Source organism: Kitasatospora sp. RG8 (assembly GCF_017813315.1).
Taxonomy (GTDB): Bacteria; Actinomycetota; Actinomycetes; order Streptomycetales; family Streptomycetaceae; genus Kitasatospora.
The window spans coordinates 427,442-443,219 of record NZ_JAGIYX010000001.1; the positions used below are offsets into that span (position 1 = coordinate 427,442).

The 15,778-nt window shown below is 75.2% G+C and carries 17 protein-coding genes; 6 read left to right on the forward strand and 11 right to left on the reverse strand.

What is annotated here, in order from left to right:
- Positions 1 to 139: 139 nt before the first annotated feature.
- The 6 genes from J5Y04_RS01880 to J5Y04_RS01905 form a co-directional block, all read right to left on the reverse strand.
- Positions 140 to 1,435: a multidrug effflux MFS transporter gene (locus J5Y04_RS01880; protein ID WP_209409472.1), complete on the reverse strand. Its 1,296-nt coding sequence runs from the start codon at positions 1,433 to 1,435 to the stop codon at positions 140 to 142.
- A 276-nt stretch (positions 1,436 to 1,711) separates the two neighbouring features.
- Complete coding sequence (locus J5Y04_RS01885) at positions 1,712 to 2,182, reverse strand: hypothetical protein (protein ID WP_307852881.1); 471 nt, start codon at positions 2,180 to 2,182, stop codon at positions 1,712 to 1,714.
- A gap of 262 nt (positions 2,183 to 2,444) precedes the next feature.
- Positions 2,445 to 3,323 (reverse strand): alkaline phosphatase family protein, encoded by an 879-nt coding sequence (locus tag J5Y04_RS01890; RefSeq protein WP_209409477.1) that lies wholly within the window; start codon positions 3,321 to 3,323, stop codon positions 2,445 to 2,447.
- Positions 3,324 to 3,531: 208 nt separating this feature from the next.
- On the reverse strand, positions 3,532 to 4,305 hold the full coding sequence (locus J5Y04_RS01895; RefSeq protein WP_209409480.1) for an ATP-grasp domain-containing protein: 774 nt from the start codon (positions 4,303 to 4,305) through the stop codon (positions 3,532 to 3,534).
- Between the two features lie 59 nt (positions 4,306 to 4,364).
- On the reverse strand, positions 4,365 to 4,739 hold the full coding sequence (locus J5Y04_RS01900) for an ADP-ribosylation/crystallin J1 (RefSeq protein ID WP_209409483.1): 375 nt from the start codon (positions 4,737 to 4,739) through the stop codon (positions 4,365 to 4,367).
- Positions 4,740 to 4,801: 62 nt separating this feature from the next.
- Positions 4,802 to 5,992, reverse strand: coding sequence for an acyl-CoA dehydrogenase family protein (locus tag J5Y04_RS01905; protein ID WP_209409486.1), 1,191 nt, complete (start codon positions 5,990 to 5,992; stop codon positions 4,802 to 4,804).
- A gap of 169 nt (positions 5,993 to 6,161) precedes the next feature.
- Here J5Y04_RS01905 and J5Y04_RS01910 point away from each other — a divergent pair, with 169 nt between their 5' ends.
- Positions 6,162 to 6,770, forward strand: a complete 609-nt coding sequence (locus J5Y04_RS01910; protein ID WP_209409490.1) for a GNAT family N-acetyltransferase — start codon at positions 6,162 to 6,164, stop codon at positions 6,768 to 6,770.
- Positions 6,771 to 6,811: 41 nt separating this feature from the next.
- Complete coding sequence (locus tag J5Y04_RS01915) at positions 6,812 to 7,132, forward strand: hypothetical protein (RefSeq protein ID WP_209409492.1); 321 nt, start codon at positions 6,812 to 6,814, stop codon at positions 7,130 to 7,132.
- Positions 7,133 to 7,183: 51 nt separating this feature from the next.
- On the opposite strand, the gene J5Y04_RS01920 is transcribed toward J5Y04_RS01915, so the two are convergent.
- The 3 genes from J5Y04_RS01920 to J5Y04_RS01930 form a co-directional block, all read right to left on the reverse strand.
- Positions 7,184 to 7,663, reverse strand: coding sequence for a MarR family winged helix-turn-helix transcriptional regulator (locus tag J5Y04_RS01920; protein WP_209409495.1), 480 nt, complete (start codon positions 7,661 to 7,663; stop codon positions 7,184 to 7,186).
- Positions 7,664 to 7,770: 107 nt separating this feature from the next.
- A complete protein-coding gene (locus J5Y04_RS01925; protein WP_174315600.1) occupies positions 7,771 to 8,079 on the reverse strand; it encodes an AzlD domain-containing protein in 309 nt (102 codons plus the stop codon).
- Positions 8,079 to 8,918, reverse strand: coding sequence for an AzlC family ABC transporter permease (locus J5Y04_RS01930; protein WP_209409497.1), 840 nt, complete (start codon positions 8,916 to 8,918; stop codon positions 8,079 to 8,081). Before J5Y04_RS01930 ends, J5Y04_RS01925 begins: the two co-directional genes overlap by 1 nt.
- A gap of 69 nt (positions 8,919 to 8,987) precedes the next feature.
- Here J5Y04_RS01930 and J5Y04_RS01935 point away from each other — a divergent pair, with 69 nt between their 5' ends.
- A complete protein-coding gene (locus J5Y04_RS01935; RefSeq protein ID WP_209409499.1) occupies positions 8,988 to 9,605 on the forward strand; it encodes a helix-turn-helix domain-containing protein in 618 nt (205 codons plus the stop codon).
- A gap of 157 nt (positions 9,606 to 9,762) precedes the next feature.
- Here the strand turns inward: J5Y04_RS01935 and J5Y04_RS01940 are convergent, their stop codons facing one another.
- Positions 9,763 to 11,691 (reverse strand): cholesterol oxidase substrate-binding domain-containing protein, encoded by a 1,929-nt coding sequence (locus J5Y04_RS01940; protein ID WP_209409502.1) that lies wholly within the window; start codon positions 11,689 to 11,691, stop codon positions 9,763 to 9,765.
- Between the two features lie 278 nt (positions 11,692 to 11,969).
- Here J5Y04_RS01940 and J5Y04_RS01945 point away from each other — a divergent pair, with 278 nt between their 5' ends.
- Together J5Y04_RS01945 and J5Y04_RS01950 are read left to right on the forward strand one after the other, a co-directional pair.
- Entirely contained in the window at positions 11,970 to 12,695 is a 726-nt protein-coding gene (locus J5Y04_RS01945; protein WP_209409504.1) for a carbon-nitrogen hydrolase family protein, read from the forward strand.
- 296 nt (positions 12,696 to 12,991) lie between these two features.
- A complete protein-coding gene (locus J5Y04_RS01950) occupies positions 12,992 to 14,386 on the forward strand; it encodes an aspartate ammonia-lyase (RefSeq protein ID WP_209409507.1) in 1,395 nt (464 codons plus the stop codon).
- Positions 14,387 to 14,502: 116 nt separating this feature from the next.
- Here J5Y04_RS01950 and J5Y04_RS01955 read toward each other — a convergent pair whose 3' ends face one another.
- Positions 14,503 to 14,973, reverse strand: a complete 471-nt coding sequence (locus J5Y04_RS01955) for an SPW repeat protein (protein WP_307852882.1) — start codon at positions 14,971 to 14,973, stop codon at positions 14,503 to 14,505.
- Positions 14,974 to 15,168: 195 nt separating this feature from the next.
- On the opposite strand from J5Y04_RS01955, the gene J5Y04_RS01960 reads away from it, so the two are divergent.
- Entirely contained in the window at positions 15,169 to 15,759 is a 591-nt protein-coding gene (locus tag J5Y04_RS01960) for a PadR family transcriptional regulator (protein ID WP_209409509.1), read from the forward strand.
- The last annotated feature ends 19 nt before the right edge of the window (positions 15,760 to 15,778 follow it).

The following is a 15,778-nucleotide window of genomic DNA, read 5'->3' on the forward strand; positions in this document are numbered from 1 at the left end:
TGCCCCGGCAGGCTGCGCCCGGCGCGCAGTAGCCGACCACCCCGCCGGGGGTGCCGCGACCACCCGTCGCGGCACCCCCGGCGGCACGTTCCGAACGGGGGTGAGCGGCCCGGCCAGCCCGCCGAGGGGACTCCCCCCGTCAGCCCGCCGACGCGGCCGCCGCGGCGTCCGGCGCCGGCCCGCGGCGGCAGAGCACGAGGTAGCAGACGGCGGCGAGGAGCGCGCAGACGAGGACGACGGTGGCGAGCAGCACCGCCGAGGGCGAGCCGCCGAGACTGCTGAGCGGGGCGACGACGGCGCCGCACACGAAGTTGCCGGTGCCGAGGAGGGCCGAGGCGGAGCCGGCGGCCTGCGGCGGGACGAGGCTCAGGGCCTGGGCGGCGGTGTTCGGGAGGATCACGCCGAGGCTGCCCATCAGCACGAACAGGGCCGGGCAGACCCCGGGCAGGCCGAAGTCCCAGACGGCGGTGACCAGGAGCAGGGCCACCCCGGCGGCGATCGCCGCACCGAGCCCGGCGAGCATCAGCGCGCCGGGGGTGTAGCGCCGGGCGAGCACGCGGCCGTTCAGCTGGGTGACGGCGACGATGGCCAGCGAGTTGACGCCAAAGAGCAGGCTGTAGGTCTGCGGCGAGACGTGGTAGACGTGCTGGAGCACCACCGAGGAGCCGCTGATGTAGCCGAACAGCGAGCCGAAGGCGAAGGCGCTCGTCAGGACGAGGCCGAGGAACGGCAGGTTGCCCAGCAGGCCGCCCATCGTGCGCAGGGTGCCGGCGAGCCCGCCGCGGTGGCGGTCGGCGGGCGGCAGCGTCTCGCGCAGGGCGGCGAAGGCGATCAGCGAGAGCAGCAGGCCGAGGGCGGTGAGAGCGCCGAAGGTGCCGCGCCAGGAGGTCACGCGGAGCAGCTGCGCGCCGACGAGCGGGGCGAGGATCGGGGCGAGGCCGGAGATCAGGCTGACCGAGGCGAGGAAGCGGAGCATCGCGATGCCCTGGAAGCGGTCCCGGGCGACCGCGCGGCCGATGACCAGGCCCGCCGCCCCGGCGGCGCCCTGGACGAACCGGGCGGCTACCAGGACGGGCAGGGTGGGCGCGAACACGCAGACGACGCTGGCCACGGTGTAGACGACGAGGCCGACGAGCAGCGGCGGACGGCGGCCGAAGCGGTCACTGAGCGGTCCGAGGATCAGCTGCCCGGCCGCCACGCCGAACATCGAGAACGTGAGGGTCAGCTGGACGGCCGCCGGCTCGACGGCGAGGTCCCCGGCGATCGTGGGCAGGCCGGGCAGGTAGAGGTCGGTGGTGAGCGGTCCGAGGGCGACCAGGCCGCCGAGGACGGCGACGGTGGCGCGGCCGGGGGCGGTGCCGGTGCGGCCGGAGCCGGTGCGGGTGGTGGAGGCGGTCGACGTCTCGCCGGCGGGGCCGGCGGTCGGACCAGGCATGGGGCTCCTCACGGGACGGTCGCTGGGTTGCTGCTCGCTCCGTCCTACCCCAGCGGGACCGGCCCGCGATACCCGGCGTCGGCCGCGCGGCCCAGCGCCGCCCGGCCTTCGTGGCGCGCCCCGCCCACGTCGCCCGGGCCACGTCGCCCGGGCCTCGACCACCCGGACCTTCGGGCCGGGCCCCGTGCGGTGCCGGCATCAGACCCGGCCGGGCCAGGCGCCGGCATCAGACCCGGCCGGGCCAGGCGCAGTGCCGGCCTCGGCACCCGGCCGGAGTCAGTGCTTGGCCTGCTGCCCCGCGCGCTGCGCGGCCTGGACGGCGGCGCCGTCCTGCCAGGCGTACAGCTGGTTGCCCGTCAGCGTGACGTTGTAGTGCCCGCAGCTGCCGGTGATCTTCGAGGCGACGCCCTCCGGGAACCACCCCGCCTTCAGGGTGGCCGGCACCGGGTGGGCGCTGCGGCCCGGTGTGGTGGTGGTGCAGCCCGCGGGCAGCCGGCCCTCGGCCAGGGTGGCGTGCAGCAGGCGGTCGTCGCCCGTGGTGGACCGCATGTACTGGACGGAGGACGCGTTGTCGGGCAGCCAGCCCGGCATCGTGTGCGCGCTCGCCTTGGCGGCGCTGCCGGTGGCGTAGGTGGCCTGCTCCTGGTGGCGGCCGTCGTACCACTCGGAGACCCGCGGGCCGACCGCCACGGCCGCGACGGCCACGACCATGCCCGTGCCCGCGATCCCGAGTGCGACCTTGCTCACGATGCCGTTCATGCCCCGCCCTGCCCTCTCCTGTCCGGTGCCACCGCTGCCGGTGTCCGCCGTCTGACGCGTTTGCGCCGCCCGGTCTCCCGGGGTCACTCCATCCTGACCCGTCGTGGGCTGCCGGGGCGTCACCTGAAGGTCGCGGCCGTTCCTCCGACCGCAGGGGTACGGTCTCCACCTTCAGGGGGACACGCGGCTCCCCCGCCTCAGGGTTCGCCGGCCCGGGCGAGGCCCCCGACAACCCCTGTGGCCAGCGCTTTCAGACGCCTGCCGGGACGGGCCGGGCGACCGGGAACGGGCGGCCGTCCAGAGTCCAGTGCGGGTCGATGGGCCGTCCGAGGGCCGCGTACACCTGGGCTGCGACGTCCGGGTGGCGGATCTCGCCGGCCGGCGGGGCGGCGGGGATGCCGGGTCCGGCGCAGGCCACCCAGGCGGTGCGCTCCTCGGGCGTGCGGCCGCCGTGGCCGCCCCCGTCGACGTGGCCGTGGTCGGTGACGACGATGACCGTCCACGCCTCGTCGGCGTGGCCGGCCCGGCCCCGGACGGCGTCGAGCAGCCGCCCGAGGCGCTGGTCGGCGGCGCGCATGGCGGCCCGGTACTCCTCGCCGCAGCCGAGGAAGTGGGCGGTCTCGTCGACGGCGCCGAGGTAGACGAAGGACGCCTCCGGGTCGGCGGTGGACAGGACGTGCACGGCCTCCCGGGTGACCTCCTCGTCCACGGCCTCCCAGGCCTCGGGGCTGTCCTCGGCGGGGGCGACGTAGGAGAGGCGGCCGGGGGCGCGGAACAGCGGGCCGCCGGACTCGTTGATCACCAGCGGGTCCCAGCCCGCGGCGACGAAGGTGCGCCGGCGGTCCTGCCGGGCGAGGCGGGTGGCGAAGTCGGGGAAGACGTCGAGCCGGTTGCCGGCCAGGTGGTTGCCCCAGACTCCGTGCTTGGCGGGCTCGACACCGGTGACGATGGTGGCCCAGCAGGGTCCGGACATGGTGGGCGTGGACTCCGCCACGGTGACGGGCGCCAGGAACCCGGCCTCGGCCACCTCCGCGAGCCTCGGCATCGGGACCTGCTCCAGCAGGTCGTACCGGACGCCGTCGATCCCGACGACGAGGACACGGGGTCGGGGCGGCGGAGGTGTGGCCATGGTGAGGGGGTTCCTTTCGCGGTGCCCGGCCGCGCCCCGCAGGCGCCGCCGACCGCGACATGCTGCACCGCCGGGGGTACCGGTTGGTGTCCCCGGATGGAACGGCGGGTGTCCGGCCGGTGGCAGGGGCCTACGAGCTTCGGGCGGACGGCGGGAGGCAGGGGCCTGCCCGGGCGGCGGCAGGCCGGCGGGAGACCGGCCGGGGCCGTCAGCCGGAGGCGCGGACGAACCGGTGGTCGGCCGGGCGCAGCGCCGCGGCCGGGCCGGCGGCGCGCAGGACCACGTCCAGGACGCGGGCCGGATCGGCCGCGTAGCAGTGGGCGAACCACGGGAGGTTCGCCTCGACGACGGCCCAGCGCGCGACCGGGTCGTAGGGGTCGAGCAGCTGGCCGACGTCGAGGGCGACGCCGCTGGGCAGGCTCGCACCGGCGGCGGCCAGCAGCCGGTCGGCGAAGGCGGCGGCCCCGGGGGTGAGCGGGCCGGGGTCGAGCCGGCCGAAGCGGGCGTAGCGGCTGCCGGTGACGACCTCGCCGTCGAGGACGAAGAGCCGGTACTCGGCGCCGAAGGTCACCGGGTCGCTCACCAGCACCGGAGTGTCGGGGCCGATCCGCTCGCCGTGGCGCGGCAGGCGGGAGCCGTCGGGATAGACGGCCGGCGGGAGGGACTTGTCGGCGGGCGGCTTCACGAAGGCGGGCCGGGTGAGCGTCCACGCCTCGGAGAGGGTGGTCAGCTCGATCCGGCGGCCGGTGAACTCCTCGGGCAGCCCGGGCAGCCAGTCGTCCGCGGGTTCGAGCAGGGCGAGGCCGAGCGGACCGGCGACCCGGGCGGCGGCGAACGGGCCGCCGTACCAGTGGACGGCCCGCCCCGCCAGCCGGTCGACGGTGGCCGGGCCGGCGAGGACCGCGGTCTCCAGGCCGCGGGCGGCGGCGGCCTCGGCGAGCAGCACGGTGGTGCTCGTCGCCTGGGCCGAGGTGAGCAGCACGGGCGCACCGCCCTCCCTCGCCCCGCCCTCCCGCACACCACCCTCCCTCGCCCCGCCCGTCACGGCGCGGGCCGGAACTCGTGGACGACCTCGATGCGGCCGACGATGTGCCGGTTGAACTCGGGCAGCTCCTCGGCGGGCACCCAGAGTTCGAGGATGGTCCGGCCGCCGGCCTGCTGCACGGGGTAGCGGGCCAGGAAGGCGGTGTCCACCTCGAACCTGGTGACGTAGCCGACGCCGGACGCGGGGACGTTCCAGTCGCGGGCGATCCGGATCGCGTAGTCCTCGTTGAGCACCGGGTAGAAGATCGGCTGGTCGGGCAGCCGAGGCGGCCAGGCGCGCCGGTCGGCGGCCTCGACCAGCGCCAACTCCTCGGGCCCGGTGGGCCGCCAGAGGGTCGTGGTCGGGGAGGTGGTGGGCGTCCGGCTGGTCATGGGGGGCGACGGTAGCCGGGCCGGTGCCGGCCCGGCCACCGCTTTTCGGGGCGCACCGGCCGTCAGCGGTAGGCCGACTCGCCGGTGATGGCCTCGCCGAGGACGAGGGTGTGGATCTCGCTGGTGCCCTCGTACGTGAGCACCGACTCCAGGTTGTTGGCGTGCCGCAGCACCGGGTACTCGGTGGTGATGCCGTTGGCGCCGAGTACGGTACGGGCGCTGCGGGCGATCTCCAGCGCGGCGCGCACGTTGTTGAGCTTGCCGAAGCTGATGTGGGCCGGGCGGGCCGCCCCCTCGTCCTTGAGCCGGCCGATCCGCAGCGCGACCAGGTAGGCCTTCTCCACCTCCAGCATCATCTCGACCAGCTTCTGCTGGGTGAGCTGGAACCCGGCGATCGGGCGGTCGAACTGGACGCGGCTCTTCGCGTAGTCCAGCGCGGCGGTGTAGCAGTCGCGGGCGGCGCCGACGGTGCCCCAGAGGATGCCGTAGCGGGCCTCGTTGAGGGAGGAGAGCGGTCCGCGCAGGCCGGTCACACCGGGCAGGACGGCGTCGGCGGGCAGCACGACCTCGTCGAAGGCCAGCTCGCTGGTGACCGAGGCGCGCAGCGAGAGCTTCCCGTGCACGTCGGTGGCCGTGAAGCCGGGGGTGCCGGGCTCCACGAGGAAGCCGCGGACGCCGTCCTCGGTCTGCGCCCAGACGACGGCGACGTCGGAGATGCTGCCGTTGGTGATCCACATCTTGGAGCCGGAGAGCACCCAGTCGGCGCCTTCGCCGACGCCCTTGCGGCGGGCGCGGGTGCGCATGTTGGCCGGGTCGGAGCCGAAGTCGGGCTCGGTGAGGCCGAAGCAGCCGATGAGCTCGCCGGCGGCCATGCCGGGCAGCCAGCGCTGCTTCTGCTCCTCGGACCCGTAGGCGTGGATCGAGCGCATCGCCAGCGAGCCCTGGACGGAGACGAAGCTGCGCAGCCCGGAGTCGGCCGCCTCCAGTTCCATGCAGGCGACGCCGTAGGCGACGGCGGTGGAGCCGGTGCAGCCGTAGCCGTCGAGGTGCATGCCGAGCACACCGAGGGCGCCCAGTTCGGGGGCGAGTTCGCGGGCCGGGAAGACACCGCGCTCGAACCAGTCGCCGAGGTGCGGGCGGATCCGCTCCTCGGTGAACTTCCTGACGGTGTCGCGGATCAGCCGCTCCTCGTCGGTGAGCAGGTCACCGACGGCGAGCAGGTCGGCCGGGTCGATCCGGTTCGGCTTCGCCATTGAAGCTCCTTGTCGTGCTTGTAGTCTCGGCGGTCACCGGTCCGGGCCGGTGGCGTCCGGGCCGGTCGGGGTGCCGCTCCGGGGCCGGCGGGGGTACCGGCCGTCGCGGGTACCGGCGAGTATTCCGCACGGGGCCCGGCTCCGGACGGTCCGAGGCGAGGGAGTGAGCATGTACACAGTCGAGCTGTTGACGGCGGAGCAACTGGCGGACGCGTCGGGGCGGCTTGCCGGGCTGCTGGTGGACACCGTCGACGGCGGCGCCTCGCTCGGCTTCCTCGCCCCGCTCGACCACGAGGCGGCGGCGGCCTGGTGGCGTTCGCTGGTCCCGGACGTCGCGGCCGGACGGCTGCTGCTCTGGGTGGCCCGCGCGGGCGAGGACGGCGGGAACGGCACGGACGCCGGGGGCGCGGGCACGGAGGACGCCGGGGGCGCGGGCCGGATCGCCGGGACGGTGCAGCTGCGCCCCGCGACGCCCGCGAACGGCCGTCACCGCGGCGAGGTGGCCAAGCTGATGGTCGACCCGAGGGACCGCGGGCAGGGCCTGGCCGGCCGGCTGCTCGACGCCCTGGAGTCGGCCGCCGCCGGGCGCGGCATCCGGCTGCTGGTGCTGGACACCGAGACGGACAGCCCCGCCGAGCGGATGTACGAGGCCGCGGGCTGGACCAGGGTCGGCACGGTGCCCGACTACGCGACCGACCCGGCGGGCGTCCCGCACCCGACCACCGTCTTCTTCAAGGCGAGCGCCCCGGCGGTGCCTTCGCCCGTCTCGGTAGGATGATCGCTTCCGCAGGCTTCGGCAGCTGAACTGAGGGGTGGGCCATGGCGCGCTGGGCACTGATCGTCCAGGAGACCGAGGGCGTCGGCAACGACCGGATCTGGGGCACCAAGGTACTCGCCGAGATCGAGGGCAGCCGCGAGGAGGCGCTCGCCGAGCTGAAGCGGCTCGTCCCGACGTACACGCCGCAGCACCCGTTCAACCCCCGCCAGCGCACCGTCCTGCGGGACGGCGACACCTACATGCTGATCGCCAAGGGCAGCATGCGGGACTACCACTGCGTGTTCAAGGTGTGGGAGCTGCTCTGGGACAGCAAGCGGCCCGAGATCCAGCAGGAGCGCCTGGCCGACGGCGCCACCGGCTGAGTCCCGGGCCCCGGTGGTCCTGGCCGGGCTCCGGCGGCCCGGGACGGCGCCTCAGGACGGCAGGTCGGCGTCCCCGCCGAGGTTGGCGACCATGCGGCGCAGCACGTCGAGGGCGGCGGCCCGGTCGGCGGCGGGGATGCCGTCGTGGATCCGCTCGTGGGCGGCGGCGAGGCGCTCACGGGCCCGCTGCCGGCCGGCCTCTCCGGCCTCGGTGAGGACGAGGGCACCGCCGTCCGCGGACTCGGCGAGCCAGCCACGGTCCCGGAGGTCGTCGAAGACCCGGTCGAAGTCGACGGCGGGGAGGTGCCCGGTCGCGTACGGGGCCAGTTTGGCGGCGAGGGCGGTGCGCTCCCAGTCGGCGGTCGCACCGGCGACGTGGTTGAGGGTCCACCAGTGGGGCTGGGTGAGGCCCTCCTCGGCGAGTTCGCCCCGGATGGCGGCGAGGACGAGCCGGGCGGTCAGGTCGCTCCAGTACCCGATCGGCTGGGCGGCGAGCCGCGCCTCGGGGTAGGCGCGCAGGTGAACGGTCATGACGGGCCTCCAAGCGGACGGACGGACGCGGTGGGGCGTCGATCACGCTAGGAGTTGAAGCCCGCTTGAGGTCAAGGGCCGGGAGGGCGGTGGCGGCAGGCGCGGTGTCAGGCGATCCCGCAGAGCCGGAGCACCGCCGTGGTCGCGGCACCTGCCACCACCACGACCGGGAACGGCGCGCGGCGCAGCGCGAGCACCCCGGCGACCAGCACGCCGGCCGGCCGGGCCCAGCCGGCGAAGCCGTGGCCCTGGGTGAGGGCGCCGGTGGCGACCAGGGCGACCAGCAGCACGGCGGCGGCGACCGCGAGCAGGTGGCGCAGCCGGTCGGACAGGGTGAGGCGGTGGCCGAGGGCGGGTCCGGCGATCCGGAACGCGTAGGTGCCGACGGCGAGCAGGAGGACGGCGAGCAGGGGCATCAGCGGACCTCTTCGGCGATCGGCGCGGACGGCCGGCGGGCGACCGGGTGGTCGTCGGACGGGCGGCAGGCGGCCGGGTGGTCGTCGGACGGGTGGTCGTCGGACGGGCGGGCGGCGGACGACCCCTCCGCGGGCCGGCCGCCGCCCTCGCCCTGCTCCTCCGCCGGGCGGGCGTGGCCCCGGCCGGCGAACAGCAGGCCGAGGAGGGAGAGAAGGACGGGCAGCCCGGCCGGCAGGTAGGGGGTGGCGGCGACCGCGACGACGGCGCCGGCCAGGGCGGCGGCGCGGGTGCGGCGGTCGGTGAGCGAGGGCAGGACGAGGGCGAGCAGGACGGCGGGGAAGGCGGCGTCGAGCCCGAGCGCGTCGGTGTCGCCGATCAGGCCGCCGGCGGCGGCGCCGAGGACGACGGCGACGTTCCAGACCACGAACAGGGCGACGCCGCAGACCCAGAACGCCGCCCGGCGGCCGCGCCGGTCGGGCTGGAGCAGGACGAACGCGGCGGACTCGTCGGTCAGCACGTGTGCGCCGAGCAGCCGCCGCCACCAGGGTCCGTCGAGCACGTCGGCGACGGTGAAGCCGAACGGCAGCAGGCGGGCGTTGAGGACGAGGCCGGTGGCGACGGCGGCGAGCGCGCCACCGCCGGAGAGGACGACACCGACGGCCGCGAACTGCGAGCCACCGGCGAAGACCAGCACGGACATCGCGATCGGCACCCAGAGCGGCAGGCCGCCGGAAACACTGATGGCACCGAAGGAGGCGCCGACGAGGGCGTCGGCAAGGCAGACCAGAGCGATGTCGCGCAGCGTGGAACGGTCGAGTGTTCGGAGGAGCGAACGCATGTCCAGTAGAGTGAACCCGATGGCTGTCGTTCGTCAAGGCGAACGCGTGGACCTGTGGAGCGAACGCGGATGAGTGTGGGCAGCAGCGGCACCGGCAGTGACAGCAGCAGGAGCGGGACGGGCGGGCCGACGACGTCCGGCGTGGAGCTGATCGGCCTGATCGCCGCCTCGATCCGGCGCGAGCGCGAGCGCAGCGGGCTGTCGATGGCCGAGCTGGCCCGGCGCGCGGGCATCGCCAAGTCGACGCTCTCCCAGCTGGAGTCGGGCGCGGGCAACCCCAGCGTGGAGACGCTCTGGGCGCTCGGCGCCGCGCTCAACGTGCCGTTCAGCCGGCTGGTCGACCCGCCCCGCCCGGCGGTCAGGGTGATCAGGGCCGGCGAGGGCCCGGTGACCCACTCCGAGCGCGCCGACTACGCGGCCACCGTGCTCTCCTCCTGCCCGCCGAACGCCCGGCGCGACATCTACCGGATCGAGGCCCAGCCGGGCGAGACCCGGGCCTCCGACCCGCACATGCCCGGCACCGTCGAGCACGTGATGATCGGCGCCGGCCGGGCACTGGCCGGGCCGACGGAGGAGCCGGTCGAGCTGGGCCCGGGCGACTACGTCAGCTACCCGGGCGACGCCCCGCATGTCTTCCGCGCCCTCGCCCCCGACACCCTGGCCGTGATCGTCATGGAACACATCTGACGCCTCCGGCACGCCGCCACCACGGCGTGCCCCGCATCGACGCACCCCGGGAGCGACGCACACCGGTAGCGACGTACGCCCGTATCGACGTACGGCGTCGGCGGTGCGTCGCGTGCCGGCGTACGCCGATACCGACGTGTCCCGGATCGACGCACCGCTACGTCAACAGCCGGTCCAGGAACGCGTTCCCGAACACCCGGTACGGGTCGTGGCGGTCCAGTACGGCGATCGCCTCGTCCCAGCCGGGGCCGCCGCCGTCACGGAGGCTGGCCGGGATGACCCGGTCGAGTACGTCGGGGTCGGCCCAGGCGGCGTCCGCGGTGTAGGCCCAGCCCTTGGACCACTCGACGCGCAGCCCGGCGCGGGTGCCGTCGAAGGTGCGCAGCAGGAACTGTTCGAGGTCGCGGGCGAAGCGGTGCAGCCCGGGCGCACCCGGGAACGCGAGGACGTCGAGCCAGACGGCGGTGTCCCACTCGGGGCGGTCGGGGCGCGGGCGCAACGCGGAGAGCAGCGGCGGCCGGGCGCCGGGCACCCCGCACGAGGCGGGGTCGTCCAGGCCGGTGACCCGGATCTCGACCGCGCCGTTCACCGGGAACTCGCCGCGCGCCCGGTACTCGTCGAGCAACTGCCGGTAGTGGTCGGCGAATTCGGCGAGCACCCACTGCAGGTCGGCGCGCCGGGCGAGAACGGCGTAGCCGTTGGCGGTGACCCGCAGGGTGGTGGGGCGGACGTACTGCATCAGGGTGCGGGAGGGGCCCCAGAGATCGGACCGCAGGCCTCCGCCGAGCAGGTGGGTGAGCACCTCGCCGGTGAGCAGGTCGCGGATCAGGCCGCCGGAGAGCAGCACGTCGGTGATGTCCCCGGTGAGCGCCACCTTGGCCACCAGGTACTGGAGTTGGCCGAAGAGCGGGGCCGATCCCCAGGCGCCGGTGACGAGTTGGCCGGCGAGACGGGCGACCGGCTCCGGGACGATGTCGGAGAAGGGGTAGTTGTACGGCTCCTCGACGGCCCGGGAACCGAACGGGCGGTCCGGGGCGACGGTCCAGGTCTTCAGCCAGGGGCGGTCGGTGTAGGCGAACCAGATCGCCTCGGCGCGGCCGTCGCGCTCGACGAAGTCGGCGAAGGTGCGCGGGCGCCGGCCGAGGAGGCCGGTGCTGCCCGGGCGGGCGAAGAGTTCACTCGCCGGGATGTCCAGCCGGCTGACGCAGCGCAGTGGCCGGTCGGCACCGGCCCTGAGCACGACCTCCGTGACGAAGGCCCGGCCGAGGTGGACCAGGAAGGCGGCGCTGTCGGCCTCGGCGCGGTCGAAGGTGCGCAGGGTGTGGCGGCCGGTTCCCGGGTCGTGGACGACGGCGGTCAGCCGGGTGACCTGGTTGCTGAGCGAGCCGTAGCCGTGGCCGGGCGGGCGGGTCTCGCCGGCGGCGGGGACGGCGGTGCCGTGGCCGCCGATGGCGAGCACCCCGCCGACGGTCAGTTCGCCGGGCGCGGGGCAGTTGGCGACGCCGAGGCCGCGGCCGGCCAGGTGGGCGAGCAGGTCCTCCATGGTGGCGCCGGTCTGGACCCGGACGGTGTCCGGCGAGTCGGCGGTGACCGCGGTGAGGTGGCGGGTGGTGTCCAGCAGCAGGACGCGGGCCGCTTCGGGGGTGCCGTCGACGACGGTGAGCGGGGCCCAGGTGTGCCGGTACCCCTGGGCGCGCAGCCGCCAACCGTTGGCGCGGGCCCAGTCGGCGAGCGGCGGCACCTCCTCGGGCGTGCGCGGGGCGCAGGTCCAGAGCTGGTCGGTGCGGACCTCGCCGGACCAGTTCTGGTAGACCCGCTGGTAGAGCTCGGTGCCGGCGGGCAGTCCGGGCGGTGCCGGGGTGGTGGCCTGCGCGTGGTCCGGTCCGATCGTGCCGCGCAGCAGCCAGGCGGCTCCGCCGAGCGCGGCCGAGGCGCCGAGCAGCTCACGCCTGCTCAGACCATCGCTGCGCCCCCGCTCCCGGGGCCTGCCGCCCGGTTCGTCGCGCAGCCCGTCGCCGCTCCCGCTGCCACTCCCACCGCCGTGCCCACCGCTGGACCCGCCGCCGTGTCGTCGTGCTGCCGTCATGCCCGCCCCCTGGGTGGCGACCGCGCCCGCGCGTCCTGCGCCGGGCGCCGGCGTCGTCGAGACCGCCGCCGTGATCGCCGTCGTGACCGTTCCCCCGATCCGCGTACGAGCGTACGAAGCCGGGGCGGCGGAGCGGCCGCCGACGGGCCCGCGGGCCGCGTTCTTCACCCGTTCGAATGAAGGTTGCCCGATTCGCCGACCGGCCCCTAGGTTGATCGTGATCGCCGTCGCCCGATCGCCCCCTGGCCGCTCCCCCGATCACCTCCGGAGGCCCCGCCGTGCCCGCGCCCGCGCCCCTGACCGTCGCCGCCGCCCAGCCCGTCTGCGCCGAGGCCTCCCGGCCGGAGACCGTGGCCGCCAACGTCGCGCGGCACGTCGCCGTGGTCCGGGAGGCCGGCGCCCGGCTGGTGGTCTTCCCCGAGTTCTCGCTGACCGGCTACGACCTCGCCGCGCCCGCCCTGGACCCCGCAGACGCGCGGCTCGCGCCGCTGGTCGAGGCCTGCGCCGGGACCGGCACGGTCGCCCTGGCCGGCGCGCCGGTGCGCGAGGCGGACGGCCGCGAGTACATCGCCACGCTCGCCGTCACCGGCGAGGGCGTCCGGGTCGTCTGCCGCAAGATCCGGCTGCACGGACCCGAGGGCGACCGCTTCACCCCCGGCGACAGGCCGGCGGTGCTGGAACTGGACGGCCGCCGACTGGGCCTGGCGATCTGCGCGGACGCCGCCTTCCCGGAGCACGCCGAGCAGCTGGCCGCACTCGGCATCGACGCGTACGTCGCCTCCACCCTCTACGGCGACGACCCGGTGGCCCTCGCCCGGCGCGACAGCCAGGTCCGCGACCGGACCGCCGCGCACGGGGTGTGGGGCGTGCTGTCGACGTCGGCCGGGGCGAGCGGCGAGTACCCGCGGACCTCGGGCGGCTCGGGGTTCTGGGCGCCGGGCGGCACGCTCGTCGCCCAGGCCGGCGCCGAGCCGGGCGCGGTGGTCCGCCACCCGCTCCCGTAGCGCCGTCGCACCGCGGACCACGGCTCCGGCCTGCCGCGGACCAGCAGAGCCGTGGACCCGCGGAGCCGAGAGCCCTGGAGCCGTGCACCCGCAGTGCCGTGGCCCGGAGCCGTGACCCACGCAGCCGTGAGCCGTGGAGTCGTCCCGGGCGCCCGGGCGGAAATACCCGGGGCCCCCGCGCGGCTGTCGTGATCGGACACCGGTGCCGATACCGGTTCCGGTACCCGGCGCCGGGTACCGACGGCACGACCGAGACCAGGGCCGCCCCCGGGGCCGGCCAGGAGGTGCAGCGCGCGATGGGCGACGAGCAGGAGTACCGGACCGAGCACGACTCGATGGGCGAGGTCCGGGTGCCGGCCGCGGCGAAGTGGCAGGCGCAGACGCAGCGGGCGGTGGAGAACTTCCCGGTGTCCGGCCAGCGGCTGGAGCGCGCTCACATCGCGGCGCTGGCCCGGATCAAGGCGGCCGCCGCCCGGGTGAACGCCCGGCTCGGGGTGCTGGACGACGAGACGGCGAGGGCGGTCGTGTCCGCCGCCGAGGAGGTCGCCGAGGGCCGCTGGGACGCCGAGTTCCCGGTGGACGTGTTCCAGACCGGCTCCGGTACCTCGTCCAACATGAACACCAACGAGGTGATCGCGACGCTGGCCTCGGAGCGACTGGGCCGGCCCGTCCACCCGAACGACCACGTCAACGCGAGCCAGTCCTCGAACGACGTGTTCCCGTCCTCGATCCACATCGCCGCCACCGCCGCCGTCACCAACGACCTGATCCCCGCGCTGGAACACCTCGCGGAGTCACTGGAGCGCAAGGCGGCGGAGTTCGCGAAGGTCGTGAAGTCCGGCCGGACGCACCTGATGGACGCCACGCCGGTCACCCTCGGCCAGGAGTTCGCCGGTTACGCGGCTCAGGTCAGGCACGGGCGGGAGCGGCTCCTGGCGACGCTGCCGCGGGTCGCCGAACTGCCGCTCGGCGGCACCGCGGTGGGCACCGGCATCAACACCCCGCCCGGGTTCGCCGCGGCCGTGATCGAGGAGGTGGCCCGGGCCACCGACCTGCCGCTGACCGAGGCCCGCGACCACTTCGAGGCGCAGGGCGCGCGGGACGGCCTGGTCGAGCTGAGCGGCCAGCTGCGCACCGTGGCGGTCGGCTTCACCAAGATCGCCAACGACCTGCGGTGGATGGGCTCCGGCCCGCGCACCGGTCTCGGCGAGATCAACCTGCCGGACCTCCAGCCGGGTTCGTCGATCATGCCCGGCAAGGTGAACCCGGTGCTGCCGGAGGTCGTGCTGATGGTCTCGGCGCAGGTGATCGGCAACGACGCGACGGTCACGGTGGCCGGCGCGAGCGGCAACTTCGAGCTGAACGTGATGCTCCCGGTGATCGCCCGCAACGTGCTGGAGTCGGTCCGGCTGCTCGCCAACAGCGCCCGGTTGCTGGCCGACCGGACGGTGGACGGCATCACCGCCAACGTCGAACGGGCCCGCGAGTACGCGGAGTCCTCGCCCTCGGTGGTCACCCCGCTGAACCGGTACATCGGCTACGAGGAGGCCGCCAAGGTCGCCAAGCAGGCGCTGGCCGAGCGGAAGACGATCCGCCAGGTGGTGCTGGAGCGCGGCTACCTGGCGCAGGGCCTGCTCACCGAGGAGCAGCTGGACGAGGCGCTGGACGTGCTGCGGATGACCCGGCCGTAGGGCCGGCGGATCACCCCGCCCCCGGCGCCGCGGGTGGCGGACGGTGCCCGGGGCACGCGCCGGGGCGCGGACGGCGGCCTCGCCGCTCCGCGCCCCGGTTCGGACCACCCGGGATGTCAGCCCTTCGCACGGCCTGCCCGGCCGCGCCTCATCGACGCTCCGTTCGCCGTCATGGTGGCCATCGAGATCGCGGCGAGCCCCAGCAGGAACATCACGGCGCCCGCGATCATGCAGGTGACGATGTTCTTGCCACGGTCCACCTCACCGGACACCACCCAGGGCGAGATGATCGTCCACGCGCCGAGCAGGGTCGCGGCCCAGGCCCGTGCGTGGGTGCGCTCGTACGCCGAGCCGTACCCCGCCATCAGCAGGCAGTAGGCGAGGCCGACGATGAGGCACGTCACGGTCAGAGTGCTGAAGGCGGTGAAGCCGACGATCCATGGCGAGGCCGCCAGGAAGAGACCGGCCAGAACGGCCAGGGCCTCGACGCCCTGGGCCTGCGGGGTCAGCGTGGCCCGCTCGTACTGCTCCCTCAGTTGGACGATGTCCGGATGGTGCTCCATGCCCATCGGAATCTGGGTAGACACCGATACCACCTCCTAGGTCCGGCACATGGAGGGCGCTAGCCCAGTACCATTCTGGCTCCGATCTGCCGTTTTGCACCTTTTCGCCCAGGCGGCTACCCTGCCCGCCCCACCCTGCGGCGGCGGATCGGTGAGCTGCGTCTCACCCTGGCGGGGCACCCTTGTGTATGCAACTCGTTGCATAGCAGGATGCCGGTCATGGCACTGGAGCACGCGATCCTCGTCTCGCTGCTGGAGCAGCCCGGCTCGGGCTACGAGCTGGCCCGGCGGTTCGACCGCTCCATCGGCCGCTTCTGGACCGCCACCCACCAGCAGATCTACCGGGTGCTGCGGCGGATGGAGGCGGACGGCTGGATCTCGGCCGAGGAGGTCGCCCAGGACGGCCGGCCGGACAAGAAGGTGTACTCGGCCGCGGGGCCGGGACGCACCGCCCTGGCCGGCTGGCTGCGCGAACCGGTCGAGCCGGAGACCGTCCGGCACGAACTCGCGGTCAAGATCCGCGCGGCGGCCTTCGACGACCCGGCCGCGCTGATCGCCGAGGTCGAACGCCACCGCGAGGGCCACGCCGCCCTGCTCGCCCGTTACCTGCACGGCGAGCAGCGCGACTTCCCGGCCCCCGCCGCCCTCGACTCCCGCCAACAGCTCCAGCACGTGGTGCTGCGCGGCGGCATCGAGTACGAGCGGATGACCCTCGCCTGGCTGGACGACGTGCTCGCCACCCTGCACCGCCTCGCCGGCGGCGGGACGAGCCCGGCCGACGCGGCCGACCCGGCCGACCACCGGCCGTAGGCGCCGCGCCACCCGCGCC